Origin of the sequence: Providencia sneebia DSM 19967, from assembly GCF_000314895.2 — a bacterium.
GTDB classification, from domain to species: domain Bacteria; phylum Pseudomonadota; class Gammaproteobacteria; order Enterobacterales; family Enterobacteriaceae; genus Providencia; species Providencia sneebia.
The window spans coordinates 3137670-3164122 of record NZ_CM001773.1 but is presented as its reverse complement, the minus strand read 5'-3'; the positions used below and the strand labels follow the sequence as shown (position 1 = coordinate 3164122).

The following is a 26453-nucleotide window of genomic DNA, read 5'->3' as shown; positions in this document are numbered from 1 at the left end:
GATAACAAAATGCAAATTATTATTGCGTTAATTTCAGGCTTACTGTTTGGTTTGGGATTGATCATCGCGGGCATGGGAAATCCTGCAAAAATTCTTGGTTTTCTGGATATAACAAGAAATTGGGACCCTTCATTATTAATAACCATGATTGTTGCAATGTCTGTAAGTGCTGGTGCTTTTCTTATCGTTAAGAAACGAAAACTGAGTGTGTTAAATTGCACAATACAAATCCCAACAAATAAAAAAATTGATAAACCACTGATTATCGGTAGTAGCTTATTTGGGCTTGGCTGGGGGTTATCGGGAATTTGCCCTGGGCCTGCGCTATTATTAACGGGTATGGGAATTTTCCAAGGGATTTTATTTACGGTTACCATGATAATTGGCATGCTTATATTTCAATGGTTAAGAAAATAATCAAACTAAAATATCAATCGTTTTTATAAATTAATCATTACCTTATTTGTTAGGCTATTAATAGAATTTTATTTCGTATAATAAAAACTATCATAACTCTTTGAAATTTTCATAAATAAACTTCTAAGAAAACTTTAATAGTATAGCCACAGCCAAAATGACAATTTTATCTTTTTGGTATGGTTATTAATTGAAGTTCAAGGAGAGATTTATGTCTAAATTAAATCGGCTATTATTGGCCTTAATTGCTAGCAATCTTATTTGTTCATTATCCTATTCTGCAACACCGGGAACGCCGACAATATCTTGGGGAAACAGTCAATATTCCATTATTGAAGTCAATCACAATGCAACTGCTTATAATAAGCTTGTTAAGGTTAAAGATTATGCTGATGTGGATGTTTCATGGTCATTATGGAATGGTGATTACGGTACAACAGCGAAAGTGCTATTGAATGATCAGGAGGTGTGGAAAGGACCATCAAAAGGAGCCTCTGGCTCAGCAAAGTTCAAAGTTTATCAAGGTGGACGCTATCAAATGCAAGTGGCACTTTGTAATTCTGATGGCTGCTCAATGAGTGCAAAAAAAGAGATCATTGTGGCAGATACAGATGGTAGCCATTTATTACCCTTAAAAACCTCATTATTAGAAAATAATAAACCTTATGAACAGAATTCAGGGAAAGTCGTTGCAGGCTATTTTGTTGAATGGGGCGTTTATGGACGGAAGTTTCCTGTGGATAAAATACCTGCTCAGAACTTAACACATGTTCTTTATGGTTTTATCCCGATCTGTGGTGGTAATGGAATTAATGATAGCTTAAAGCAAATTGAAAATAGCTTTCAAGCATTACAACGGTCATGTAGCGGGCGGGAAAATTTTAAAGTGAGCATTCATGACCCTTGGGCTGCCTTGCAAATGCCACAAAAAGGGGTAACTGGATGGGATGAGCCATATAAAGGCAATTTCGGTCAGTTAATGTCACTTAAACAGGCTAATCCACATTTAAAAATACTGCCATCTATTGGCGGCTGGACACTTTCAGATCCATTCTATTTTATGGGCGACAAAAGTAAACGTGATGTTTTTGTTGGATCAGTAAAAGAGTTCCTCCAAACGTGGAAATTCTTTGATGGTGTTGATATTGATTGGGAATACCCAGGCGGCTACGGTGCTAATACAGCATTAGGCCATCAGGATGATGGTCAAACTTATGTTCTTTTAATGCAAGAATTACGTGCAATGCTAGATAAGTTAGAAGCACAAACAGGCAGAAAATATGAACTGACCTCAGCCATTAGTGCGGGAAAAGATAAAATTGATCGCGTGAATTTTGGTGTCGCTCAACATTCATTAGATCATATTTTCTTGATGAATTATGATTTTTATGGCGCTTTTGATTTAAATAACCTTGGGCACCAAGCTGCATTGAAAGCACCAAGCTGGCGGCCGGAAACTAACTATACAACGGTTAATGGTGTTAATGCATTATTAAAGCAGGGTGTTAAACCGAAGAAAATTATTTTAGGCGCAGCAATGTATGGCCGAGGCTGGTCAGGCGTACATAACTATGTCGAAAATAATCCATTTACAGGTAAAGCGACTAAAGGTGTGGCAGGCACTTGGGAAACAGGCGTTGTAGATTATCGACACATCAAAAATAGTTATATGAGTAATGGTTGGATTTATAATTATGATGTAACAGCGGAAGCACCTTATGTTTTTAACGCTTCAACAGGTGATTTAATTTCATTTGATGATGTTCGCTCAGTAACAGCAAAAGGCCGCTATGCTTTAGATAATGGGTTAGGGGGATTATTTGCTTGGGAACTTGATGCTGATAATGGCGATATTCTTAATAGCATGAATGCAAGTTTAGGAAATCGACCCAGCAATTAATGAACTCATCTATTTATCAGCTTTTTTAAAGAAATAAACCCCATAAGAATGGGGTTTATAAATATGTAGGTTATAACATAAAAACGGAAGACTTACGTTTTACCGGCTTAACTCATAAACCTTAGTTAATTATTTTAAACCTGCTGCATCACGTAAAATTTCAGCTTTGTCGGTTTTTTCCCATGGGAATTCAGGGCGTCCAAAGTGGCCGTAAGATGCAGTATTTTTGTAGATTGGGTGAAGCAAATCTAACATTTTAATTAGGCCGTATGGGCGTAAATCAAAGAATTCACGAACCAATAAGACTAATTGAGCTTCAGGAACTTTGCCTGTACCAAATGTTTCGACCATGATTGAAGTCGGTTCTGCGACACCAATTGCATAAGAAACCTGAATTTCACAGCGATCTGCAAGTCCAGCTGCAACAATATTTTTTGCAACATAACGAGCCGCATAAGCTGCTGAACGGTCAACTTTTGAAGGATCTTTACCGGAGAATGCACCACCACCATGACGAGCCATACCGCCGTAAGTATCAACAATAATTTTACGACCCGTTAGACCACAGTCTCCCATTGGTCCACCAATTACAAAGCGGCCTGTTGGGTTGATAAAATATTTTGTTGTTGGCGATAACCACTCAATTGGCAGAACTGGCTTGATGATTTCTTCCATCACAGCTTCATGCAATTCTTTTTGGTTAATATCTTCCGAATGTTGAGTCGATAAAACCACCGCATCAATACCAATAACTTTGTTATCATCGTATTGGAAAGTGACTTGGCTTTTTGCATCAGGACGTAACCATGGCAAAGTGCCATTTTTACGCACTTCAGCTTGACGTTGTACTAAGCGATGCGCATAAGTGATTGGCGCAGGCATAAGAACATCAGTTTCATTTGTTGCATAACCAAACATAAGACCTTGGTCACCAGCACCTTGTTCCAAAGGATCAGTACGGTCAACACCTTGGTTAATATCTGGAGATTGCTTACCGATTGCGCTCAAAACTGCACATGAGTTCGCATCAAAGCCCATATCTGAGCTGGTATAGCCAATTTCGCTAACTGTTTTACGCGTGATTTCTTCAATATCAACCCAAGCACTAGTGGTGATTTCGCCACCAACCATCACCATACCTGTTTTGACATAGGTTTCGCAGGCAACGCGAGCTTTTGGATCTTGTTCGAGAATTGCATCAAGCACCGCGTCTGAGATTTGGTCAGCGATTTTATCTGGATGCCCCTCTGATACAGACTCAGAAGTAAAGAGATGTGTAGCCATGAGATTAATACCTTAGTAAGTATTGTGTACGAAAATTGTCGTTGGATGTTTTAACATCTAGACGGCTATATTAATATTTAAAACAGGAAAGTTCTACCTGTTTTTATTCAGGGTAGAAGATTGAGCTAAAAATTTGCATGCGCAGTAAATATTATTTCTATTCAGACAATAACGTTTTGCAATTTCTGCTTAATAGATGTATAAACAGCGACCGTAACGGTGTATTCGCTGTTTCCCGTTATATACCAGCAGGCAAAAAATGCTCTGCTATCTATCAGGAATGTTAAAACTTGTTAACTTTTTGTAAGTAAATGCTCTTAATGAGACAGTAGAGTTGAGATAAGAGTTAGGATATTGTGCTAGATAATGGCAAAAATAGTGTCATTAGTACTATTACTTACCACCATGTTAACAGGCTAAACAGTTAGATTATTCCATTTAATTAAGTTATTTCTCGGTAATATTGTGCTATCTCTAAAATAGAAAGTGCATAATTGGCTTAATGAAGTAACATTATACAAAATGGGGTATATTGGAGGTTAATGGGGTGATGATCCATAATCGACTAAATAACAGTAAACAACCTTTACACACAAAATTGTGTGTATCTGAGTTTTTTCCATTCCTGTCTTTATTGACTTCTTCTCGAAGTTATCGTCACATCCCCAGTAGGCTTTTAGCGATCAGTAGGTAACTGTTAACTAAAAGGTTTTACTTATCACTGTTTAGATGTCCTAAGCACTTTAATTAATTCGAGTATAGCTGTTTCCCCTTACATAACTGCATAGCAGGAATACGTCGTATTTGACGATATGTCGTTTGGTTGGAAAAAGCGCCACTCACCCCTCCATAAAGGAGTTTGTTATGAATGATAATATCGCTCGCAAAATGCGCCAAACATATAACATCGCGTATTGGGGCGGAGGTTACTATCAGGTGAATGAGCGCGGAAATGTCTGTGTTTGCCCAAATCCTGATAACCCAGACACCACTATCGATTTAGCTTCACTTGTTAATCAAGTGAAAGAGGAACAAGAACATTTGCGATTGCCTGCATTGTTCTGCTTCCCACAAATATTACAGCATCGTCTGCGTTCTATTAATGCTGCATTTAAGCGCGCCCGTGAGTCGTATGGCTACACGGGGGATTACTTTTTGGTTTATCCAATCAAAGTAAACCAGCAACGAAGAGTTATTGAGTCATTAGTCAATTCAGGCGAGCCGCTGGGACTTGAAGCCGGTTCAAAAGCAGAATTGATGGCGGTACTTGCTAATGCTGGCCGTACTCGCACTGTGATTGTGTGTAATGGTTATAAAGATCGCGAATATATTCGTTTGGCACTTATTGGCGAAAAACTCGGACATAAAGTTTATCTTGTGATCGAGAAAATGTCCGAGATTGAAATGGTGCTTAAAGAAGCGGAGAGCTTAAATGTAACCCCTCGCTTGGGTGTTCGCGCTCGCTTAGCATCACAAGGCTCAGGAAAATGGCAAGCAAGTGGTGGTGAAAAATCCAAATTCGGACTGGCTGCTACACAGGTTTTACAGCTAGTTGAAATTCTGCGCAATGCTAACCGCCTTGAAAGCTTACAATTATTGCATTTTCATCTTGGCTCACAAATGGCCAATATCCGTGATATTGCGACCGGAGTTCGCGAATCAGCGCGTTTTTATGTTGAGCTGCATCGTATTGGTGTCAAAATCCAATGTTTTGATGTTGGTGGTGGTCTTGGCGTAGATTATGAAGGAACCCGTTCACAATCAGATTGTTCAGTTAACTATGGCTTAAATGAATATGCCAATAATGTGATCTGGGCTATTGGTGATGCATGTGAAGAGTTTGATTTACCACACCCAACAGTTATTACTGAATCGGGCCGCGCATTAACAGCTCATCATACTGTATTGGTTTCTAACGTGATTGGAGTGGAGCGTAATGAATTTACCAAAACTTCACCACCAAGTGATGATGCACCGCGTTCATTGATTTCATTATGGGAAACATGGGAATCAATGCAGCATCAAGGTAATAGCCGTTCATTAAGAGAATGGCTACATGATAGCCAATTTGATTTACAAGAAGCGCACACACAATATGCACATGGCGTTCTAGACTTAACGCAGCGCGCATGGGCTGAAGAGCTATATCTGAATATTTGTCGGAGAATTCAGCAAGATTTAGATCCAAGCAATCGTGCGCATCGTCCTATTATTGATGAATTACAAGAACGTATGGCAGATAAGTTTTATGTAAACTTCTCGCTATTTCAATCTATGCCTGATGCATGGGGAATTGACCAAGTTTTCCCAGTTTTGCCTATTGAAGGTTTAGATAAACCATTAGATCGCCGCGCGGTTTTACTTGATATTACATGTGATTCGGACGGTATTATCGACCATTATGTTGATGGTGACGGTGTAGAAACAACTATGCCAATGCCAGCTTATGATCCTGAAAATCCACCTATGATTGGCTTCTTTATGATTGGTGCTTATCAGGAAATTTTAGGGAACATGCATAACTTGTTTGGTGATACGGCAGCCATTGATGTTTGGGTTGATAGCCAAGGTAATGTCCGCTATTTGCAAAGTGAAGAAGGGGACTCTGTTGCTGACATGCTCCAATATGTGAAGCTAGTGCCTGAAGAGTTATTAGAAAGCTTTACTGAGCAAGTCAAAGGAACTGGTTTAAGCGAACAGCTACAAAAAGATTTTGTGGAAGAGTTTGAAAATGGTCTTTATGGTTATACCTATTTAGAAGACGAATAATTCGAGTTCTGAAAGGTTAGGTGCTAGGTTAGTATCTAACCATTATTTTCAATGTGTTATGTGAATATACGCGATTAAATATTAGGTGTCATATAATGACTTCTAATAATGAAACGACTTGCGAAAAGTAATTTTTCGCAACTTGTGGAATTTAACGTTAATGAGTATTTGTAAGATGCAAATACTTACCGAGGAAGAGTGATGATTAATAGTACACTGGACAATCAAGTTGATAACTCATTGGTTTCTAATGCCTTTGGTTTCTTACGTTTTCCTTTAAATTTTCAACCATACAGCTCAGATGCTGAATGGGTTATCACTGGCGTCCCATTTGATATGGCAACTTCAGGTCGTGCAGGAAGCCGTCATGGACCTGCTGCCATTCGTCAGGTATCAACAAACTTAGCATGGGAAAGTCATCGCTGGCCGTGGAATTTTAAACTCACCGATCGTTTGAATGTTGTTGATTGCGGTGATGTTGTTTTTGCGTTTGGTGATGCGCAAGATATGTGTGATAAGTTGCAAGCTCATACAGAAAAACTGATTGAATCTGGTAAGCGCTGTTTAACATTTGGCGGTGATCATTTTGTAACATTGCCTTTGCTACGCGCTCATGCAAAACATTTTGGTAAGATGGCATTGGTGCATTTTGATGCACATACTGATACTTATGGTAATGGTAGCCAATATGACCATGGTACGATGTTCTATCATGCACCAAAAGAAGGCTTGATTGACCCAACACATTCTGTGCAAATTGGTATTCGTACAGAACATGACTCTGATAATGGCTTTACTGTCTTAGATGCGGCTCAAGTGAATGATCGCGGTGTTGATGAGATGATTGAACAAATTAAATCAATCGTTGGTGATATGCCTGTTTATCTCACTTTTGATATTGATTGTTTAGATCCTGCATTTGCGCCAGGAACTGGAACGCCTGTTATTGGCGGATTAACTTCTGATCGTGCGCTTAAATTACTTCGTGGGCTACAACCATTAAACATTGTTGGAATGGATTTGGTTGAAGTTGCACCCGCTTATGACCAATCAGAAATTACGGCATTAGCTGCTGCATCTATTGCTTTAGATATGCTATATCTACAAGCAGCAAAAAAAGAAGCAAAGTAGTTTTTATCCCATCAGAAAATTTCGCATTGGTAGCGAATGCCAATGATTAAAACCTAGGTTACATAATAGTTGTATGTGACTTAGGTTTTTATTTCATCCCATCCCATTAAGATAATCTATTTCAGTGTGAAGATAATTATTTTCATATAACTAGCTTGTTTTATAAACAAAATTAGCTAAATAGCATTTTTTGCCATAGCTCTGCTTGTCATTTTTTTCCGTTAAATGTTCGAGATTCCACCTTAATGAGATATTAATTTCATAAATTAAATTAATAATAACCAAATGTAGCCATATCTTTTACCATCAGGATATTTCTTGGATTAATATCATTACTTTGTAACTTTTTATTAATATTGCTAACTTATTATTAATCAAAGCAGTCCATTTTATCTATTTATTGTGGAGAAAACACATGGCGTTGAATAATAAAGTCATTTTAGTGACAGGTGCAGCACAAGGTATCGGTCGTGGTATTGCATTGCGTTTGGCGAAAGATGGTGCTGACATTGCCTTAGTTGACTTAAAAAAGGATAAATTGGCTGATGTTGCAAAAGAAATTGAAGCATTAGGCCGTAAGGTGACAACATTTGCGGCAGATGTCAGCAAACGTGAAGAGGTTTTTGCAGCAGTAGCACACGCCGAAGCTGAATTAGGTGGTTTTGATGTTATGATTAACAATGCGGGAATTGCGCAAGTTAAGCCTATTTCTGAAGTGCGCCAACAAGATATGGATCTTATCTTTAAAATTAACGTTGATGGCGTTATGTGGGGCATTCAAGCTGCCAGCGAAAAATTCCAAGAGCGTAAGCAAAAAGGTAAAATCATTAATGCTTCATCAATTGCGGGCCATGACGGTTTTGCAATGTTAGGTGTTTACTCTGCAACTAAATTTGCAGTTCGTGCATTGACTCAAGCAGCAGCAAAAGAGTACGCAAGCTCAGGGATCACAGTGAACTCATATTGCCCAGGTATTGTAGGAACAGATATGTGGGTAGAGATTGATGAGCGCTTCTCTGAAATTACAGGCACACCAAAAGGTGAAACTTATAAAAAATATGTTGAAGGTATTGCATTAGGCCGTGCTCAAACGCCAGACGATGTTGCAGGTTTGGTTGCTTTCTTAGCAAGCGATGATTCAGATTATATTACTGGTCAGTCTATTTTGACCGATGGCGGAATTGTTTACCGCTAACTGTCTCGTTGTTGGCTACACTTGCGAGCACTATTTACATACTTATGTCTGTTTCTAGTGTCTCGCTCCTTTGCCACATAGATATTGCACGAATTATTCAGAAGATAACCTTTATGTAATCTTATTATTGAATATATCCAGATCAAATATATATATTGAATATATTCACGAACATTAGTTAGATATTTGTGTATGGGTCTAGCGTCTCATTCCTGTTTTTTCCACTATGTAGCCTTACACCTTTGCCATCTCTTCGTATATTTGCAGCGTTTTTATTCGTTATCAGCTCTATCGGCAGCCAGTCATGCTTATTGTCGATTTTTCATCACGAATACATCAGATAGATCCCCACGCACATGACCCGTTTCATTAGGTGAATCATCTAACTCTTTCTCTGCTTTGGGGGATGGAGCTACATTTACTATGCTGTGATTGGTTTTTCCTCCTATAAATTTTCTCTTCTCACATCAGAATTTTCCTCCCCTTGATGGAGGAGCCTACCTTGTCATTAATTTAATTGAGAGGTCTGCTCACCTCAAATCTCGTTGACGGAAAACCCACCACATGGTAAATAGTAATTATTATCATTATCGTTATCATTCTTAACGCGTGATTTTGTGGTGCAATAACTGATATCTTTGTGCGGTAGCGTAGGAATTGCTTGTAACAAATTTGAAACGTAATTTCATATTTTGTAACAATTTAATGTCTTTCGCATGCAAGATTTGATCAAACACTCAATATTGCAAACCTTCAACTGGACTGAATTAGGTTGATACATCGCATTATTCCCTATAAAAAGCGGAATTTAATAAGAAAATAAATCTGTAATTTATCGGCCTGAGCCTAAGGATTATGGCGGATTTGTTGTTAACTAAAAGTGAGGATTAAATATATTAATATGCATGAAGAAAATTGAAACATTATCTTACGAATATCACCAAAATAACTTTTATCTAGTTTTATCTCATCATTAAATCAGGCGAGCTTATCAATATTCGTGACTATTAGTATTCAGAGTTGGAGGAACTGGAAATAGAAATAGCTCGAAATCGAAATAGTAAACAACCGTATTTTTGTGGACGTCAACTAGCTCGGTAGTAGTACGGGCGGTAGGGACTGCAATAAATAGCAAAATGACTGTTTCTGGTTGTACTGACTAAGCCGCTTTTCCCCGTAGAACTATTCTAGATGACCTTAGTTATCTAGGATGAATCCAAATATTATTACTATAATGATAGGCCTATTTTACATGAAATATATCAAGTTTAAATTAAATTTCCTTATATTATGTATGGTTAGTTGCTACAGTTTCACTAGTATTGCAGATAGCACAGATAATAAAATTGAGGGCATAGCAGACAGCACAGATAATAAAGTCGAAGACAAAGCAGAACCATCTGAAGGGGTAATCATTGTAACCGGCGAAAGATTTGACCGTAGAGAAGTGGAAACGGGGTCAAGCTTAAATATTATTACACAAAAAGAACTTGAACGTCGTCCTGACCTCAATTCGTTGACACAAGTCTTCAAGAATACTCCGAACGTTATAGATACTGGGCTAGGAAACGAATTACCCTCTATCCGCGGTATTGAAGGTTCAACCGCTGTTGGAGCAATGGCTTTTATCACAGGGGCTCGCCCGCGTTTGAATGTTTCAATTGATGGTCATACTTCAAACTACAATGATCTTGCCTTTGGAAGTAAGTCAACGTGGGATATGAGGCAGATTGAAGTATATCGAGGACCACAAAGTTATGCACAAGGGCGTAATGCCATAGCGGGTTCTGTGGTAGCACAGAGTAACGACCCAAGTAACAAATATGAGGGAGCGGCCAGATTAGGTTACGGTAACCAGAACCTGCGTCAATATTCCGCTATGTTATCTGGGCCATTAATTAATGAAGAGTTACTGTTCCGACTGAGTGTGGACCGACAAGATCGTAAGTCTTTTGAACATCTAGCCAAATATTCACCCGCGGGAGATTCGCGTAAATTCGAATCCACTGCAACCAGAGCGAAACTTCTTTGGCTACCATCCGCTTTTCCAGATTTCTATAGCCGCTATACTTTCTATCATGTTGATTCGCGGACACCTCAAGGTGAATTTAAACCAAGAAACGAGTTTGAAACATTCCGCTCAGTATTTCAAATACGTTCAGCGACTAATATCTGGGATGTTGGTTATGAAATAAACGATACCTTAAAATTTGAAAATAAAGCAATTTATTCGAACTTTATTCAGGATCGTTATGCGTTACCCGTTGGTGGACCGGCACGTGTAGAAGGGCATGAATTCCAAATTGAACCGATATTGAAATTTGATACGGAAAAATATCGTGGCTTACTGGGACTGTTTTATTATAACTCGCCTCAAGATGAGACAGTTCTAATAAATGTTAAAAATGCTTATCGAGACAAAACCAATACCAAAGCGGTATATGGCGAAATTACGTTTGATCCTAGTGAACATATTGAAATCAATATGTCCGCACGTTACGAGGAGGAAGAGCACAAGCGGTATGGGGGAAGTCTTTTCGTCGTAGACTATGAAAACACAGAAAAAGTATTCTTACCAAAATTTGATGCGGCTTGGTTGTTTAATGATAACCACCGGGTTGGTGCCAAAGTAGTTCGTGGTTATAACCCAGGTGGTGCCGGTGTCTCATTTACACCTCCATTTAAGATATATCAATATGATACGGAATATGTATGGAGCTATGAGTTATATCATCGCTGGATTTCTGCTGATAACCGTTTGAAACTAAGTACTAATTTATTTTATAACGATTATAAAGATTTACAGGTACCTTACTACGATATGTCCGGATACGCGATCATGGATAATGCGGATAAAGCGATTACTTATGGTGCGGAATTTAACCTTAATTGGCAGGCTAATGATGATATCAATCTTTATGCTGGGGTTGGATTGCTAAAAACCAAAATTAAGGAATATACCGAAAATCCGAGTTATGAAAATAATAAACTCAGTCGCTCTCCAAGTTACACATTGAATGCGGGTGGTAGTTACCAACTACCGGCAGGATTTGAAGTTGGGGCTAATATGAATTACACCGATTCTTACTATTCTTCTGTATCGAATAGTCGTGATTCTAAAACCAATGGATATTCGCAAGCAAATGCGTATATAGCCTATAACTTCAAAAATGGACGCGTTACGTTGTATACGGAAAATGCATTTGATTCTCACGAGAAAACCAAAATTATCACTGGTGGCTATACCACCTATCAACAACCCCGCCTTGTTGGAATTTCAACAGAACTGAGGTTCTGATTGCTTTAGCAAGACATTCAGCAGGCTGTTAAGCCTGCCCATGAGTACGCCCGAACGGGCGTACTCTACACTGTTTAATCTACTTAATTTACAAACTAAGACGTTAAGCCTGAGTGCTTTTCAGCACGTGAAAAATATAGCCATCAGTCAGGCCGTAAAAATAGTGATGGCACAAATGTGGCAGTAATTATTATTAATGCTATTTAAGGTTAGGGTAAATGAATTACTTAAATAATGGTGGGGATATCTTTCCTATGTCTGATATGCAAAAAGCATATTGGATTAGCATAACTGATGGCGTTTTAGAGAATAGTTCACGAATACAATATTATTGTGAATACAATTTGGCAGATTTTGACCTGACCAGATTTACCTTAGCTTGGCGTAACATTTTACACCGACATGCTATGTTAAGAACGGTTGCGTCAGACGACGGTAAACAGCGGATCGTTGAACACCTGCCTAATGATGGCCTGAGTTATATCGACCTTCGGGGAATGGAGGAACATCAAAAACAGGCGCTGTTTACTGACACTCGGCACCAGCTATCACACCGTAAGTTCCATTGCAGCGAATCCCCGCAGTTCGATCTTTATTTATTGCAAAATACGGATGTAACAACATTTTTATTGAGCTTAAATATGTGGGGAGTGGATGCCCCGAGCGTCAATATTATACTTTCTGACCTTGCTCACTACTATTATCACCCACAGCAGGATCTCCCAGTTTTGACTTTTCAGTATCGGGATTATATTCACGAATATTCCCGCAGAGAAAATATGCCTGACTATGCGCAATCCGAGGCGTATTGGGATAAACGGCTAGCGTCCACCAACGAGCCGCCGGCATTACCTGTCAGGTCTGGGGTATCTCGGAACACTGATTTTTCAGTCTGCACGGAAAATTTCCAGCAGTTGGCTCATATTTTTAGCCCTGCTGAAGTTGATCTTTTACAAGTGCGGGCAAAAGCGCTTGATATTAATATAGATACATTGATATTGAGTGCTTTTGTCGAAGCTGTCAGCTATTGGAATGAATCGCAAGATTTTAGTCTAAATATTCCGCGATTTACCCGCCCAAAGTTCTCTCACCAAATTAATGATATCGTTGGTGAGTTTTCATCATTTTCCATTCTCAGTCTTAACCTAGCAAATATTCCAACTTTCGAAGAGCGAATTCGTTACATCCATCGGCAGTATCTTGACGACTTGAAGCATGAACAAGTTTCTGGCAGTAAACAATTGAGGAAACTGGTGGAGTCGAATAATGTCACATCATTAACTTCCTTCCCGATTGTTTTTACGCTCAGCCATGGGTTGGATCCACAAAGGGACGCGCTGAAAGGCAGATTATTCGGTGAGGTTCAGTATGACATATCGCATACGCCAAATGTATTATTGGACTGCCGGCATGAATTTTATCAAGGCAAGCTGGCGGTAAGATGGGACTATGTGCGTAATTATTTCGCCGACGGCTGTATTGAATTGATATTTCAGGCTTTCGAGCGAATAGTCACTAGTATTATCTCTCCCGATTATCGGGAATATATTCAGCAACATAATGTTATCTTTTTGCCGGAAGAACAGAGAAAAATAAGGCAAGTTATTAACAACAACTCCGTCCCGTTCAGTGAAAAACCGCTGTTCCGCCAGTTTGCCGAGGTGATGCAAATCCCAGGACAGGGGGCTGCCAATGCGATTATTTGCGAAGAGACAACGTTGAGTTATCAGACGCTATTTAACCGCGCATGCCAATTGGGAGCCTTTATCCATGCCAACAGATTGCAGCAGGAGCGGCCGGCGATTGTTGCCATTTTGTTACCGAAAGGCTGGCAGCAGATTGTGGGGGTATGGGGTGTTTTGGCGTCAGGAGCCGCATATTTACCGCTGGATATCGATCAGCCAGCAAGCCGTATTGAGCAAATCCTTGAAGATGCGCAACCCTGTCTTATTATCGTCGATGCGAAAACCCGCCATTTAGTTCCGGAAGCATTTCAGATCCCAATTGTCGACGTTACGCAGGCGGATGCCATTTTTGCACAAGATTATGTCCCTTCTGCTACCGATTTGCCCGGCTAGATCTGAGCCGGGTGATAGATAAAAGCTATGTCGTTGAGCTTCCGGTTGCTAGGCTTAACCCGGAAAGTTACTGGATTGAGCCTGACGACGCCATTGCCCCAGCAGTTCCGATCGCTACAGCATCATCAGAGGTAAGTACCATATTTGCGCGCTTGATCGACACCATCGCAACGGATTCAGGCCGTATACTCAATGATGTGCTGGGCACGTTATCGTGCTATTACCCAGTTTTAAAAGGCGATAATGTGGCAGTTGAGCTGAATTTATATCAGCAAATTAATGAAAATGCCCGCCAACACCCCTTGCAACTGGCCTTTGTCGATGAGTCAACGACTTACACCTACCAACAACTGTCGAAAAAAATTAAGCAAATTGCCGCTAACCTAGATATACGTAAAGGGGAGATCGTCGGTGTTTATTTGAATCGAAGTATTGATTCCTTTCTTGCAATGCTTGCCATTATGGCGCGTGGTGGCTGCTATTTGCCGTTGGACTTGTCATACCCTGAAGAACGCTTGAAATTTATTGCTAGGGATGCGGGACTTGCCAGAGTTATCACTACCAGCGTAACTGAACGTATTTTTGATAACGTACAGTACATCCTGATGGAAGAAATTACAGAAACATATTTGCAAGATAAGCCACAACAGTTGCTACCGGAGCTCGACGATGAGAGCCCAGCGTATATTATTTATACATCGGGCTCCACCGGTAATCCAAAAGGGGCTATGAACACGAATAGAGGCGTCAAAACACTGCTTGCCTCATGCCGTCAGGTCATGGGGGAAAAAGTTAAGTTCAGGCGGGCGATGCAGTTTTCATCCATTAGTTTTGATGCGTCCATTCTCGAACTGGCGCTATCAGTGGTGAGTTGCAGCTGTCTGTATCTCATTCCGAATAGCAAGCGGCAGGATCTGAATCAAATTACCCAATACTTGAATGCAAACGAAATAGAGTTTGCATTTTTACCGCCGATCGTTATTTCACACCTCAATATTAGCGAACTGCTACATGTGGATACGCTGTTAACCGGTGGCGATATATGCCCAGCTAATTTTGCGATGGAGTGGGTAAAAGATACGTCAAAATCATTTTATAACCTCTACGGACCAACTGAAACGGCCGTTATGGCGACGTATAACCCTGTGCATGAAACCCGCAATGCCGCCGCACTAGGCTATCCTTTACCGGAAACAGAAATAAAAATTATTGACTCGCATGGTAATCCGCTTCCTCCAGGTGTTGTCGGGGAAATGTTAATCATCGGCCCCGGAGTGGGTTCCGGCTATCTTCATAATACAGAACTTACACGAAAATCCTTTAAATATGGTGGATACTGCACTGGTGACCTCGCTTATTATGACTATGATGGCATGCTGTATTTTATGGGCAGGAATGATGGTCAGGTTCAGATCCGAGGTTTCAGGGTTGAGTTAGGTGAAATTGAAAATATTATCTGTAAAGAGTTCAAATGTCAGGAAGTCGTTATTGTTGCTCACTCGGTTTTAAACAACACGACCCTACACTTATTTATGCTGGCTTCGGATGCTGTACATGCCAAATTTAGTGATATAAAAGAAGCACTCCGACGAGTTTTGCCTGTCTACATGATCCCGAATGAATGTCATATTGTTGATGAGTGGACCATCACGCCAAATCAGAAAATAGATCGCAAGGCTTTGAAAGAAAAATATATCTTAAATGCAAACGTGGTGCGTCACGTGGAACACGGAGAAATAGCTGAATATGCAGAAAGCTTGATTGAGGAAATTGCTGAGGTGCTATCCCTGAACCCAGCATCAATCGCGTTAACTGATGACTTCTTTGAAATTGGCGGTAATTCGTTAAGCCTTACCACTTTAGTTTTACGACTGAATAAACGCTTTAACATTGATTTGCCTTTTCAATCCATATATGACAACAGCCGGATAAATGATTTAGCAAAAGTAATAGAACACGTCATACATGACCACAGTATTGAGAAGCATACGGGAGGCAGTGTTAAAAACGACTATACCTGACTGGCTGAATGTTTGCCCTGTGGAATATCCTGGGCACGGTAGTCGGTTAAAAGAGCCATTAACAAATGATCCACATAGGTTGATCAACGAAATTACCGAAGCAATCATTAATAAGGGAAAAAGCAAAATTGCGTTTTTTGGTCATAGTGTTGGTAGTATTTTGGCATTACAGGTGGTTAAGCAATTGCAGCTAAGAAACCGCGCAGGAGCTATCCAATTAATTGTTCTGAGCGGCAGGCCTGAAACATCAATGCTATTGAACCGGCCAAGGAATTATCATTTATTGCCTAGAGAAGAATTTCTTAAGGTAGTTGCTGTTTATGGCGGTCTTCCTGAGGAACTGGTTGATAATCAGGCAGTTTTGGATTTCTTTTTACCTATTTTGCGTAATGATTTTCAGCTCAACGATAAGTTGATGGATGCCGCGCCGATTTCGACGACCAGTCCGCTGATGGCTATGTTTGGCGAGGATGATACGGAGATTGTTTCCCGAGAGGCTGTTGAAAAATGGTCTGACTATACAACTCGTTGGCTGGGTAGCTATATCTTTACTGGAGGGCATTTTTACCTAAACGACAAGGCCACACGTCTTGCTTTGCTTACGAAGATTGTCGATGCAAGTCAAATGGTGCTGACTAGCAACCGATAAGATGCTTACCCTCGTGCCGCAATGGCAGGGCAGCATTTCCGCTGTATAACGTTTCTCAGCCCTGAGGTTTGTTTTTAGCGAGCCAACACGGCGAATTTTTGTTTACCTTCATCCCATATTGGCGCTTAACGGCGTCTGTTTCTTCCGTTAGGTCGTTGTTTCCAACAATGTGAACAGATCTGGCTTGCGCGTAGCAGATTTTATTGCACTATGATTAAGGCACATAATAATGAATCACACTGATATATTTCTTCCTGTAAAGAAAAAGATATCTCATTCTATATTTTGGGCATCCATTGCCCAAGTGCTAAAAATCAGCATATGGCTTATGCTGATCTGGGTTTTACACCAATTGATCGTTGACTCCAAAGCGTTTCCTTGGTTGCCGATTATCTCCCTGCTAATAATGAGTATTCTTTTTTATACCCTCCGAATTTATGCCCATGATAAATCTCACTATGCAGCATTTGAATTAGAAGAAATACTGCGTACCCGGCTGGTGAAAAAAGTTAATCAACTGCCTATCGAAACGGTCAGGAACATGGGAGGGGGAAATCTGGTCAAAACTTTGATTGATGATATTAAAGAACTCCATGCTTTTGTTGCTGATGCTCCCCCGTTAAAAGCGGAGGCTTTTGTAACGCCGATTTTTACCCTGATAGTTTTATTCATTTTTAATTGGATTTTTGCCAGCATCGTTTTTGCTATTACTTTAGTGACCTTTTTGTTGCTGAGCTACATGATGAAAAAGGGCAAGCTTTTAAAAGAAACATACAATAACGCCACGATTCAAATTAACAGTAAAATTATTGAATATATTCAGGGAATGAGCGCTGTCAGAACCTTTGATGCCGGAGCAGGGGCATTTGGTCAATATCAAAAGGCGCTGGAAAACTACTGTGCCGTGGTTTTTCATTGGCTACAATCAATGCGCCTGTCTTCAAAAATTGCCCGTAGTCTTTTCTCTCCAATGCCAATGAGCATTATTCTGATTGTTGGATTAAGCTTAGCCCAACTGTATGATCATATTTCATTTATTACCACATTCAGTTTTTTACTATTGGCAATCGGCATAGCGGAGAGCATTCACCCCGTCATGGGCTTGTTTCAGATCCTACAAAAATCGAAAGCGGCAATAGAAAGAATTTTTGACGTTGAAAACCTGCCTATTCTTAAAGCACCAGAAAATCCCCAGCACCCTAATAACAACGAAATTATTTTCGATAATGTCGATTTTTCTTATCAGAACGCGAACGTTGTTTTATCCAACATTACACTCCGTATTCCTGAGAATGCTTTTACTGTACTTATCGGCACGTCAGGTTCTGGGAAAACGACACTGGCAAACTTGATCCCTCGATTCCTTGAGGCTACCGAAGGCAGGATTACGCTAGGTGGCGTCAATATCAAAGATATTGAGTATGCGGAACTTATGGCAAAAATTTCATTTGTTTTTCAGGACAATTTTTTATTCTCGTGTTCTATCGCAGATAACATTCGCTATGGGCTAAATGATATCTCTGATGAAAAAGTTATAGAAGCAGCTAAAAAAGCGGAGATACATGATTTCATCATGCGGCTACCTGAACAGTACAAGACTCTAGTGGGTGAACGTGGGCAGCTATTATCCGGTGGGCAAAAGCAGCGAATTACTATTGCAAGAACTTTTCTACAAAACCGCCCAATCGTTATTTTAGACGAACCGACAGCATTCTCTGATGCGCGAAATGAAGCGTTATTACTAAAAGCATTCAATCGGCTAATTGATAAAAATAAAACCGTGATTATGGTGACTCATCGTCTGGCAAGCGTAATCAACGCCGATCAAATTATATTATTAGATAAAGGCATTATTACCGCTCATGGTCGCCATGAAGAGCTAATTGAAACTTCAGAAGATTATAAAACGTTGTGGCAAGAGTATAAAAAAGCAAAAAACTGGTCGATCCCAACGAATAATATTGAAGATGAGGAAAGCAATGAAAGAGTATATTAATACGCAAACTCGCACCGCTAAATCGCTGCTAATGACCTATTCCGGGTTGGTCAATGCGGCAGGTAAACAAAAGAGTATTTTTATTCGCAGCCTGATCTATACCGTAATCTCATCCTCTTTGTTTGGTGTATCACTGGTTTTGCTTTACCCTTTATTTGCTGCATTAGAAACAAAAGATGTTGCTGCGGTGATCCCTTGTTTAATCATTGTTGTCGTTCTTTTGGCTACCAGTTTTATTTTTAAAGTGCTTTCTGAGCGCTATGATGCAGATGGTTATTCGACGCTTGCTGTTACGGAACTTCGGGAGAAGTTAGGTAATAAACTGCGGCATATTTCCTTAGATTATCTTAGCCAATTCAGATCTGGGGAAATCAATTACATCTTAATGCAGAGTGTGAATGAAGCAGCGGTATACACCTTTATGCTGCTTAACATCATTATTACTGGTGTGGTTATTCCTCTGTCAGCCGCTATCGCCTTGTTATTCTACAGCTGGCAGCTTTCTCTGATGATGTTTTTAGTTTTTCCGATGGCTATTCCGCTCTATCTGTGGCGCAGAAAGGCCTACCGCCGTGGGTTCAGTATCTTGGCAGAAGCTAATGCAAAGCTAAAGGGGGAAGCTGTTGAATTTGTTCAAGGGCTGGATGTCCTGAAATCGACCGGCCAGACCGAAGAGAAAATGACGCAGTTTATTAAAGTTGCCAGAGATGTGGCAAATATACTGCGTATCGGCACCAAAAAGGGTGAAAAGCCGAACTTGATTATCACGGTTATGATCCAAATAGGTCTGATACTGATTATTTCACTGGGTGCATATCTTGTTAATGCGTCAGCTATTTCATACTTTCTGCTAGCCTGCGTGTTGCTTATTGTTGCTCGTTGTACAGACGTGCTGAATTTTTTCGTACAGATGTCGTCAATGCTCGAGTCGTTGGTTATCGGCTATGAAAAGTTGCAGGAATTGCTGAACGCACCTTCCTTACCGGAAAAAAAAGCAGAAGTGATGCCTACGCATTATGATATTTCCTTTACAGGGGTAAATTTCGCCTATAGAGGGCAAGATAAACAGGTGCTGAATGATATTTCTATTACCATCCCTGAGAAAGCGCTTACTGCTTTGGTTGGTGCCAGTGGATGCGGTAAAACGACCATCACAAAACTTATTCTACGCTTTGCAGACGTCACTTCAGGCAGTATCAAAATTGGTGGCATAGATATCCGTGATATGTCTCAACAGCAGTTAATGAGCTTGATCTCGGTGGTGTTTCAGGATGTATATCTGTTCCAAGATACCATTATGAACAACATTCGTATGGCGAAATTGTCAGCTACTGACGAAGACGTGATTAACGTGTGCAAGCAGGCTAATTGTCATGAATTTATTCAAAATTTTAAGGATGGTTATCAAACACGCCTCAATGATATTGGTAAAAGCCTCTCCGGCGGAGAAAGACAGCGCATTTCTATTGCGCGGGCTATTTTAAAGAACGCGCCAATCCTTATCCTCGACGAGCCAACAGCTGCACTTGATACCCAGAATGAACTTGCGGTGCAAGAGGTGATTAACACTCTTGTCCGGGGAAAAACGGTATTGGTTATTGCTCATCGTCTTTCCACAATAATTGGCGCCAAGCAAATTCTAGTGATTGATAAAGGTCATGTTGCGGAAAGTGGTACGCACCAGCAGTTATTAGAGCATGGCGGCATCTATAAAGAGTTTTGGGATATTCAGAAAAGTTAACAGGATCATTCCATGATTGTGCGAACAGCACAGTTTACATTGCAGTTTTCTGTGCTGTCGGGTCGGTATTGAGAATTCTATTATTGATAGTAGCTCCATGAGGTTAGTATGCAGAAGAAGACATTGTCTTTATCATTTATTTGTTTACTGGTAACCGTTTTTTTAGACCAGATAGGGTTATTTCTTATTTATCCGATTATCCCGTCGTTGCTGGAATCAGTCACCCACGATACGGTTGTGGATAATGCACTTATCGGCGGCTGGCTATTGGCTACGTTTGGTATTATGCAATTTCTCTTTGCGCCAATTATGGGGGCTATTTCTGATAAGTTTGGTCGTAAGCCTATTTTAATCATTTGCTTTGTGGCGTTTACGTTCGACTATCTACTTTATGCGTTAAGCCAGAATTTATATTTGCTGTTTTTGGCGCGGATTATTGCGGGTATCGCTGGATCGCCGGTCATTGTTTCGCTGGCAAGTGTGGCTGATATGAGCGATGAAAAAAGCAAAATGCAAAACTATGGTTTTCTTTTTGGGGTAATGAGTTTAGGTCTGGTTATTGGCCCTGCGATCTCTGCGGTAGCTGTTCAGTATGGTGTTCGAGTTCCTTTCTATGCTGCCTCCGTCTTTAGCTTGATTGGGCTGCTGTGCGTTATTTTCTTATTTAAAGAAACGCTGAATAAAGAGGAAAGAAGAGCGTTCAAACTTGATAATCCATTCTCCTCGATTGCCTATTTTCTTAAATATAAAGGTCTGTTTCATCTGTTTATTGTGCAAATTTTGTTTATGTTTGCGACCCAGTTCCCGATTACGCTATGGCCATTTTTTACGAAATATCGCTTTGCGTGGAGCGACAGCCAAATTGCAACATCATTTGTTATTCTTGGACTCGGTGGCTTATTTGCTCAAACGGCATTACTCAAATTAGTTCGCTATGTATTAAGCGATAATAAAATACCATTGCTTGGCTTTTTTCTGTTCGCGTTGGGTTTGACATGTATTGCGTTTTCAAACAGTAACGTAACGATATACATCGCGATGATGATTTATAGTTTTTCAAGTATCAGCAATTCATCGATTGTGAGTATTTTTTCATCACAGGTTTCAGCGTCTGAACAAGGGCAGTTAATGGGAGCGTTATCGTCAATTACCAGTTTTTGGGCGGTAGTGGGGCCTGTTTGTGCAACCAGTATGTATTACTATACGGTAAATCTTTCATTACCTGATAGCGATGGTTATCCATTTATTTTTTCAGCCATCATAGTTCTGATTTGCCTGATACCTTTGTCCATTGGATTGAAAATAGCAACGTCCGAACGTCATTAATGGTTGCCATAGTGAGGGCTGTGTTCATATGGCTGATAAAAATATTAATAATCTACCTAAACGTATTTATTAGTTTGCCGTTTGTTTTTATCTCGCGCAAACATTGGGCTATTTTGTCGTAACAACGGGTTCTATTTTGAATACTTTTTTTGCGGGATTTCTGGCAATTAGGGCAGTTCAAAATGAGTCTAATTCAACATTAATTCTTCTGCTATCGAAGCATTAAGTCATCTGGTGGCTATTCAATGAAAGAAACCTTTTTTATTAAGACGTTATTTTCACCTTCCGCACCTTATTTTCAGGAAGGTATTGATTTGTGTATTGACGCGTTTTCTCAGCAAAAAGATGAAGTTAATACATTTAATAAAGACGTATTGGGGAATACATTTTCTTCGTTAACCATTCCTGAAGAGCCGGCAAGTATCAAGAATTATCTCTCTGATATTCTAGAAACGATTATTCCAGCTTGTTCTCATTTGGCCAGTCCCACCTATTTAGGCCATATGACTAGCCCTTTGCCATCATTTATTCCGGAGATTGGGCGTTTAATCCAGACGTTAAATCAAAATATGGTAAAGATGGAAACCAGCAGAGGATTAACGTTGTTGGAACGCCAATTACTAAAGTTATTACATCAGGAAATTTTCAATTGTAATGATGATTTCTACGCCGATATAAACCAAGATTTTAGTAAAACCACTGGAATTTTTACTAGTGGTGGGACAATGGCCAATTTAACTGCGATGTGGGTTGCTACACGTCAGGCTAGGCAAAATTCGGAAAGTCGATTGGCGGTTATTGGTTCTGAGCTACTGCATTACTCCTTTGACAAAGCGGCGGCACTGTTGGGGTTTGAGTTATATCGTTTACCGGTTAATCAGCAACAAAAGGTATATGTTGATCATATTGAACAACAAATTCAGGCGTGCACAAAGCAGGGGATTACCGTTGCAGCCATCGTCGGGATTGCTGGGACAACGGATTTTGGTTCCATTGACCCACTGTTTGAGATTGCCGAATTAGGAAGACGGTATGGCATCCATGTGCATATAGATGCAGCATGGGGTGGTGCGTTTATCTTAAGCCATAAGCACAAATTCCTGCTGGCAGGTATTGAGCTAGCAGATACAGTGACGATCGACGGCCATAAACAAATGCTCATGCCGATTGGCACTGGCATGCTGTTCTTTAAAAAACCAGAACTTTCACGTGTTCTTATACATACGGCGCCTTATGCAGTACGCAAAACATCACTTGATCAGGGGCGATTTACCCTTGAAGGAACGCGCCCTGCGAATATGCTTTATCTACACGCATGTCTGCATCTGATTGGTAAGCAAGGCTATGGTGAGCTTTTTGGGACGGCGATGGATAACATCAAAAACATGGCTAGCTATATCAAGAATCATCCCGCCTTTGAACTATTAACTGAACCGACAATAAATATCTTAAGCTACCGATTTATACCGAAACGCTTTAGAAATAAAGCATTAACTGCGGAGGACAACCAACAGATTAGTGAGTTTAATTGTCTGTTGCAAAAGATCCAGCGCAGTAGAGGGAAAAGCTTTGTTTCACGCAGCGAACGAAAATTTGCTTGTCATGGTAATAAGGCGCTGGTTTTTTTACGTGTTGTGTTACTTAACCCATGCGTAGAAAAAGAGCATATTTTGTTTATGTTGCAGGATCAATTGGATATTGCCGATGATATTGAACAAAATTATGACCAGTTAAAGAGTAAATAAGCGTATTTATCGGCTAGATTATTTCCGGGTCATCCCTGTTTTATTTCCTGCCGTAGCATTCTTATTGATGACAGTCTTAACGTTATATTACATATCAGCAACCTACCTTTTTTAGCGTATTTTGAAACGGAGAATCGTAAGATATGGTACATGAAGCGCAAATTACGGTTAGCGCAATGAGAGCGTTTATTGACCAGAATAAAATAAGCCGTTTTCAATGGAAGGTCATTATTATTTGTTTTTTCATTGTGTTGCTGGATGGTTTTGACATTTCCATTGTTGCTTATCTTGCTCCAGTATTAAAAAAAGAAATGAGCCTGACCCCTGATTCCCTTTCCTGGCTATTTGTTGTCGGGATGCTGGGGTTAATGCTCGGCAGTATGATTTTTGGACCGCTGGCTGATAAGTTCGGCAGAAAAAAACTGCTGATATTTTCAACATTCGTTTATGGAGTTGGGTCTATTTTATGTGGTCTAGTGACTGATCTTCATTCGCTTATTTTATTTCGGTTTTTAACAGGCATCGGCTTGGGTGGAGCGATGCCGATATGTATTTCACTATGTTCTGAATATTCTCCTCAGCGCTATCGTATGCTGCTGTGTACTCTGAGTTGGAGCGGCTTCACCATCGGTATTGCCATCGGTGGCGCGATTGCTAATGTCGTGTTGCAGCAGCTAAGTTGGCACTGGCTATTTTATTTTGGTGGATTTCTTCCCCTTCTTTGCGTGCCTCTAATTTTTTTTATTTGCCAGAGTCACTCGAATGCTTAATCAAAAGAAACAATGTAAGAGCAATAGCAGCGTTAGAAAACATCGTTTTTTCGATTAATCGTCATGTTGACTGGGAGAGTTTGAAAAATAGTCAGCACAATGATAAGCCCATTGAATACCAGACAGTAATGGCACTTTTTACTCGTGGTTATACTGCCGTAACACTATTATTGTGGGTTTCATTTTTCTTTTCTCTCTTTGTTTTTTATCTGCTGACATACTGGTTGCCAATTATTTTCGAAGGGATATATAGCTATCAAGAGATTAATTATATCACCACTATGTTACCGCTTGGTGGTACGCTCGGCGCAATATTGTTAGCCTTGTGGATCGATTACCGAAAAGAAGCATTTATTATATTAGCCTCGGCATATTTTTTTGCTGTCATATTTTTACTTATTATTGATAACTTTATTAATAGTTATTACGGTCTACTTCTTATTGTTTTTATGATTGGTTTTACTATTGCCGGAGCACAAAACGGGCTAAATCTCATTTCTGCCACATTATATCCGCCTTATGCTAGGGCTACGGGCGTGAGTTGGGCGATGGCTAGCGGACGTTTCGGTTCAATTTTCGGCTCTTATATCGGAGCATGGTTAATTGCTGATGGGACAATTAGATCGTTTTTCAGTAGTTTATCGCTGGGAACTCTGGTATGTAGTATCTCACTGATTATCCTTATTTTTATTAGGAAACGAAGAATGCAAGTAATTGTTTAAATTATGTATTGCAGATTCTATTGCCTGTATTACCCCTTAATTAGTTGGCGTTCACAAAAATACGGTCGGTTGCGACGACTTCCAACAACTCATAATGTTGGTGAGGCTGGTATAGCGGCGAGAGTCGATTCCATTATTTATACATGCCATTTATTGATAATACAAATAATAATAATAATGATTATCATTTGTATTATTGATTTTTCATGTTTTGGCGAATAGTATAGTCAGGTTTTCGGCAGAGAAAGAGCAGTACATTATGATAACGCTTGCATCAGACCATTTTTTCTTTATGTCTCCGTATCGCAGTTTTACGACGTCAGGGTGCTTTGCTCGTTTTACCGAGCCTGCTATTAATGGGGATTCGTTAGACAGCCTTTTTCAGCGAAAATTACAGGAGCTATTTTTAAAAGCCAAGTTGGAAGGCATAGAAAATCCCATTATTGTTGGCGCTATACCTTTTGATACAAGTCAACCATCATCGCTTTTTGTCCCATACTCTTGGCAATCTTTCTCTCGCGTCGAGAGACAGCAGTCAGCATGTTCTTTTACAGATCACCAATCGCTGAATGTTATTGAACGTAAGGCTATTCCTGAACAAGAGAACTTTGAAGCAATGGTGGCACGTGCAGTTTCATTGACGACAACATCTGAGGTCGACAAAGTCGTTCTTTCTCGTTTAATTGATATTACTACTGATGCTGATATTGATGGCGGGGCATTATTGGAACGGCTAATTGCACAAAACCCAGTGAGTTACAATTTTCATGTACCATTGGAAGATGGAAGCGTATTACTTGGTGCCAGCCCTGAACTACTATTGCGTAAAAAGGATGAACACTTTAGTTCCTTGCCTCTTGCAGGTTCTGCTCGTCGCCAATCTAATGAGATGTTAGATAAAGAAGCGGGTATTTGTTTATTGAAATCGAAGAAAGATCTACACGAACATAAGCTAGTCACGCAAGCAATGGAAATGATTTTGCGCGCGAGTCACACTGAATTACAACTACTATCCACTCCACAGCTTATTGCGACACCGACTCTCTGGCATCTTGGCACACAATTTGAAGGTAAAGCTGGCGCTCAGGAAAATGCATTGACACTAGCTTGCTTATTGCATCCAACACCTGCATTGAGTGGTTTTCCTCATCAGATAGCGAAAAAACTGATTACTGAGCTGGAGCCATTTGACCGTGAACAGTTTGGCGGCATTGTTGGTTGGTGTGATGTTGAAGGAAACGGCGAATGGGTGGTAACAATCCGTTGTGCGAAACTCTGCAAAAATCAAGTGCGTCTTTTTGCTGGTGCAGGGATTGTAACCGCATCATCTCCTGTTGAAGAGTGGCGAGAGACCGGAGCCAAGCTTTCTACGATGTTAAATGTTTTTGGTCTAAATTAACTACGATATGTA

Annotated in this window: 17 protein-coding genes and 1 pseudogene; 16 read left to right on the top strand and 2 right to left on the bottom strand. The window is 40.1% G+C overall.

Annotated features, from left to right (window positions below):
- Positions 1-9 precede the first annotated feature (9 nt).
- Positions 10-417, top strand: a complete 408-nt coding sequence (locus OO7_RS13260; RefSeq protein ID WP_008916437.1) for a DUF6691 family protein — start codon at positions 10-12, stop codon at positions 415-417.
- A 211-nt stretch (positions 418-628) separates the two neighbouring features.
- The gene (locus tag OO7_RS13255; protein WP_008916436.1) at positions 629-2317 is read left to right on the top strand and encodes a glycosyl hydrolase family 18 protein; all 1689 of its coding nucleotides are present in this window, start codon (positions 629-631) and stop codon (positions 2315-2317) included.
- A gap of 129 nt (positions 2318-2446) precedes the next feature.
- On the opposite strand, the gene metK is transcribed toward OO7_RS13255, so the two are convergent.
- Positions 2447-3601, bottom strand: a complete 1155-nt coding sequence (gene metK / locus OO7_RS13250; RefSeq protein WP_008916435.1) for a methionine adenosyltransferase — start codon at positions 3599-3601, stop codon at positions 2447-2449.
- An 864-nt stretch (positions 3602-4465) separates the two neighbouring features.
- On the opposite strand from metK, the gene speA reads away from it, so the two are divergent.
- The 3 genes from speA (at position 4466) to OO7_RS13235 (ending at position 8696) form a co-directional block, all read left to right on the top strand.
- Positions 4466-6370 (top strand): biosynthetic arginine decarboxylase, encoded by a 1905-nt coding sequence (speA, locus tag OO7_RS13245; RefSeq protein ID WP_008916434.1) that lies wholly within the window; start codon positions 4466-4468, stop codon positions 6368-6370.
- Positions 6371-6571: 201 nt separating this feature from the next.
- On the top strand, positions 6572-7501 hold the full coding sequence (gene speB, locus OO7_RS13240) for an agmatinase (RefSeq protein ID WP_008916433.1): 930 nt from the start codon (positions 6572-6574) through the stop codon (positions 7499-7501).
- 415 nt (positions 7502-7916) lie between these two features.
- Complete coding sequence (locus OO7_RS13235; RefSeq protein ID WP_008916432.1) at positions 7917-8696, top strand: acetoin reductase; 780 nt, start codon at positions 7917-7919, stop codon at positions 8694-8696.
- A 1054-nt stretch (positions 8697-9750) separates the two neighbouring features.
- Here the strand turns inward: OO7_RS13235 and OO7_RS17660 are convergent.
- Positions 9751-9869, bottom strand: a pseudogene (locus tag OO7_RS17660) (IS1595 family transposase); the annotation flags it as partial.
- 79 nt (positions 9870-9948) lie between these two features.
- Here OO7_RS17660 and OO7_RS13230 point away from each other — a divergent pair.
- The 11 genes from OO7_RS13230 to entC all read left to right on the top strand — a co-directional run bounded on the left by OO7_RS13230 (position 9949) and on the right by entC (position 26441).
- Positions 9949-11994, top strand: coding sequence for a TonB-dependent receptor domain-containing protein (locus OO7_RS13230; protein WP_071524199.1), 2046 nt, complete (start codon positions 9949-9951; stop codon positions 11992-11994).
- A 218-nt stretch (positions 11995-12212) separates the two neighbouring features.
- Complete coding sequence (locus tag OO7_RS13225) at positions 12213-14072, top strand: condensation domain-containing protein (RefSeq protein ID WP_008916430.1); 1860 nt, start codon at positions 12213-12215, stop codon at positions 14070-14072.
- Between the two features lie 11 nt (positions 14073-14083).
- Positions 14084-16093: a non-ribosomal peptide synthetase gene (locus OO7_RS13220; RefSeq protein ID WP_008916429.1), complete on the top strand. Its 2010-nt coding sequence runs from the start codon at positions 14084-14086 to the stop codon at positions 16091-16093.
- Complete coding sequence (locus OO7_RS13215; RefSeq protein ID WP_008916428.1) at positions 16071-16742, top strand: thioesterase II family protein; 672 nt, start codon at positions 16071-16073, stop codon at positions 16740-16742. The genes OO7_RS13220 and OO7_RS13215 overlap by 23 nt, the downstream gene beginning before the upstream one ends.
- Positions 16743-16971: 229 nt before the next feature.
- The gene (locus OO7_RS13210; protein ID WP_043892724.1) at positions 16972-18738 is read left to right on the top strand and encodes an ABC transporter ATP-binding protein; all 1767 of its coding nucleotides are present in this window, start codon (positions 16972-16974) and stop codon (positions 18736-18738) included.
- Positions 18722-20479 carry an ABC transporter ATP-binding protein gene (locus tag OO7_RS13205; protein ID WP_008916426.1) on the top strand — a complete coding sequence of 586 codons (1758 nt, stop codon included), beginning with the start codon at positions 18722-18724 and terminating at the stop codon, positions 20477-20479. The genes OO7_RS13210 and OO7_RS13205 overlap by 17 nt, the downstream gene beginning before the upstream one ends.
- A 108-nt stretch (positions 20480-20587) precedes the next feature.
- A complete protein-coding gene (locus tag OO7_RS13200) occupies positions 20588-21805 on the top strand; it encodes a tetracycline resistance MFS efflux pump (RefSeq protein ID WP_008916425.1) in 1218 nt (405 codons plus the stop codon).
- 245 nt (positions 21806-22050) lie between these two features.
- Positions 22051-23550 carry an aminotransferase class V-fold PLP-dependent enzyme gene (locus OO7_RS13195; protein ID WP_008916424.1) on the top strand — a complete coding sequence of 500 codons (1500 nt, stop codon included), beginning with the start codon at positions 22051-22053 and terminating at the stop codon, positions 23548-23550.
- A 143-nt stretch (positions 23551-23693) separates the two neighbouring features.
- Entirely contained in the window at positions 23694-24320 is a 627-nt protein-coding gene (locus OO7_RS16730) for an MFS transporter (RefSeq protein WP_008916423.1), read from the top strand.
- Positions 24230-25042: an MFS transporter gene (locus OO7_RS16725; protein WP_236620654.1), complete on the top strand. Its 813-nt coding sequence runs from the start codon at positions 24230-24232 to the stop codon at positions 25040-25042. Before OO7_RS16730 ends, OO7_RS16725 begins: the two co-directional genes overlap by 91 nt.
- 223 nt (positions 25043-25265) lie before the next feature.
- Positions 25266-26441, top strand: coding sequence for an isochorismate synthase EntC (gene entC, locus OO7_RS13185; RefSeq protein ID WP_269077557.1), 1176 nt, complete (start codon positions 25266-25268; stop codon positions 26439-26441).
- Positions 26442-26453: the final 12 nt, after the last annotated feature.

Bases quoted from the DNA above. Each gene is read 5' to 3' on its own strand.
- OO7_RS13260 (WP_008916437.1), top strand. From the start codon at position 10: ATGCAAATTATTATTGCGTTAATTTCAGGCTTACTGTTTGGTTTGGGA.
- OO7_RS13255 (WP_008916436.1), top strand. From the start codon at position 629: ATGTCTAAATTAAATCGGCTATTATTGGCCTTAATTGCTAGCAATCTT.
- metK (WP_008916435.1), bottom strand. From the start codon at position 3,601: ATGGCTACACATCTCTTTACTTCTGAGTCTGTATCAGAGGGGCATCCA.
- speA (WP_008916434.1), top strand. From the start codon at position 4,466: ATGAATGATAATATCGCTCGCAAAATGCGCCAAACATATAACATCGCG.
- speB (WP_008916433.1), top strand. From the start codon at position 6,572: ATGATTAATAGTACACTGGACAATCAAGTTGATAACTCATTGGTTTCT.
- OO7_RS13235 (WP_008916432.1), top strand. From the start codon at position 7,917: ATGGCGTTGAATAATAAAGTCATTTTAGTGACAGGTGCAGCACAAGGT.
- OO7_RS13230 (WP_071524199.1), top strand. From the start codon at position 9,949: ATGAAATATATCAAGTTTAAATTAAATTTCCTTATATTATGTATGGTT.
- OO7_RS13225 (WP_008916430.1), top strand. From the start codon at position 12,213: ATGAATTACTTAAATAATGGTGGGGATATCTTTCCTATGTCTGATATG.
- OO7_RS13210 (WP_043892724.1), top strand. From the start codon at position 16,972: ATGAATCACACTGATATATTTCTTCCTGTAAAGAAAAAGATATCTCAT.
- OO7_RS13205 (WP_008916426.1), top strand. From the start codon at position 18,722: ATGAAAGAGTATATTAATACGCAAACTCGCACCGCTAAATCGCTGCTA.
- OO7_RS13200 (WP_008916425.1), top strand. From the start codon at position 20,588: ATGCAGAAGAAGACATTGTCTTTATCATTTATTTGTTTACTGGTAACC.
- OO7_RS13195 (WP_008916424.1), top strand. From the start codon at position 22,051: ATGAAAGAAACCTTTTTTATTAAGACGTTATTTTCACCTTCCGCACCT.
- OO7_RS16730 (WP_008916423.1), top strand. From the start codon at position 23,694: ATGGTACATGAAGCGCAAATTACGGTTAGCGCAATGAGAGCGTTTATT.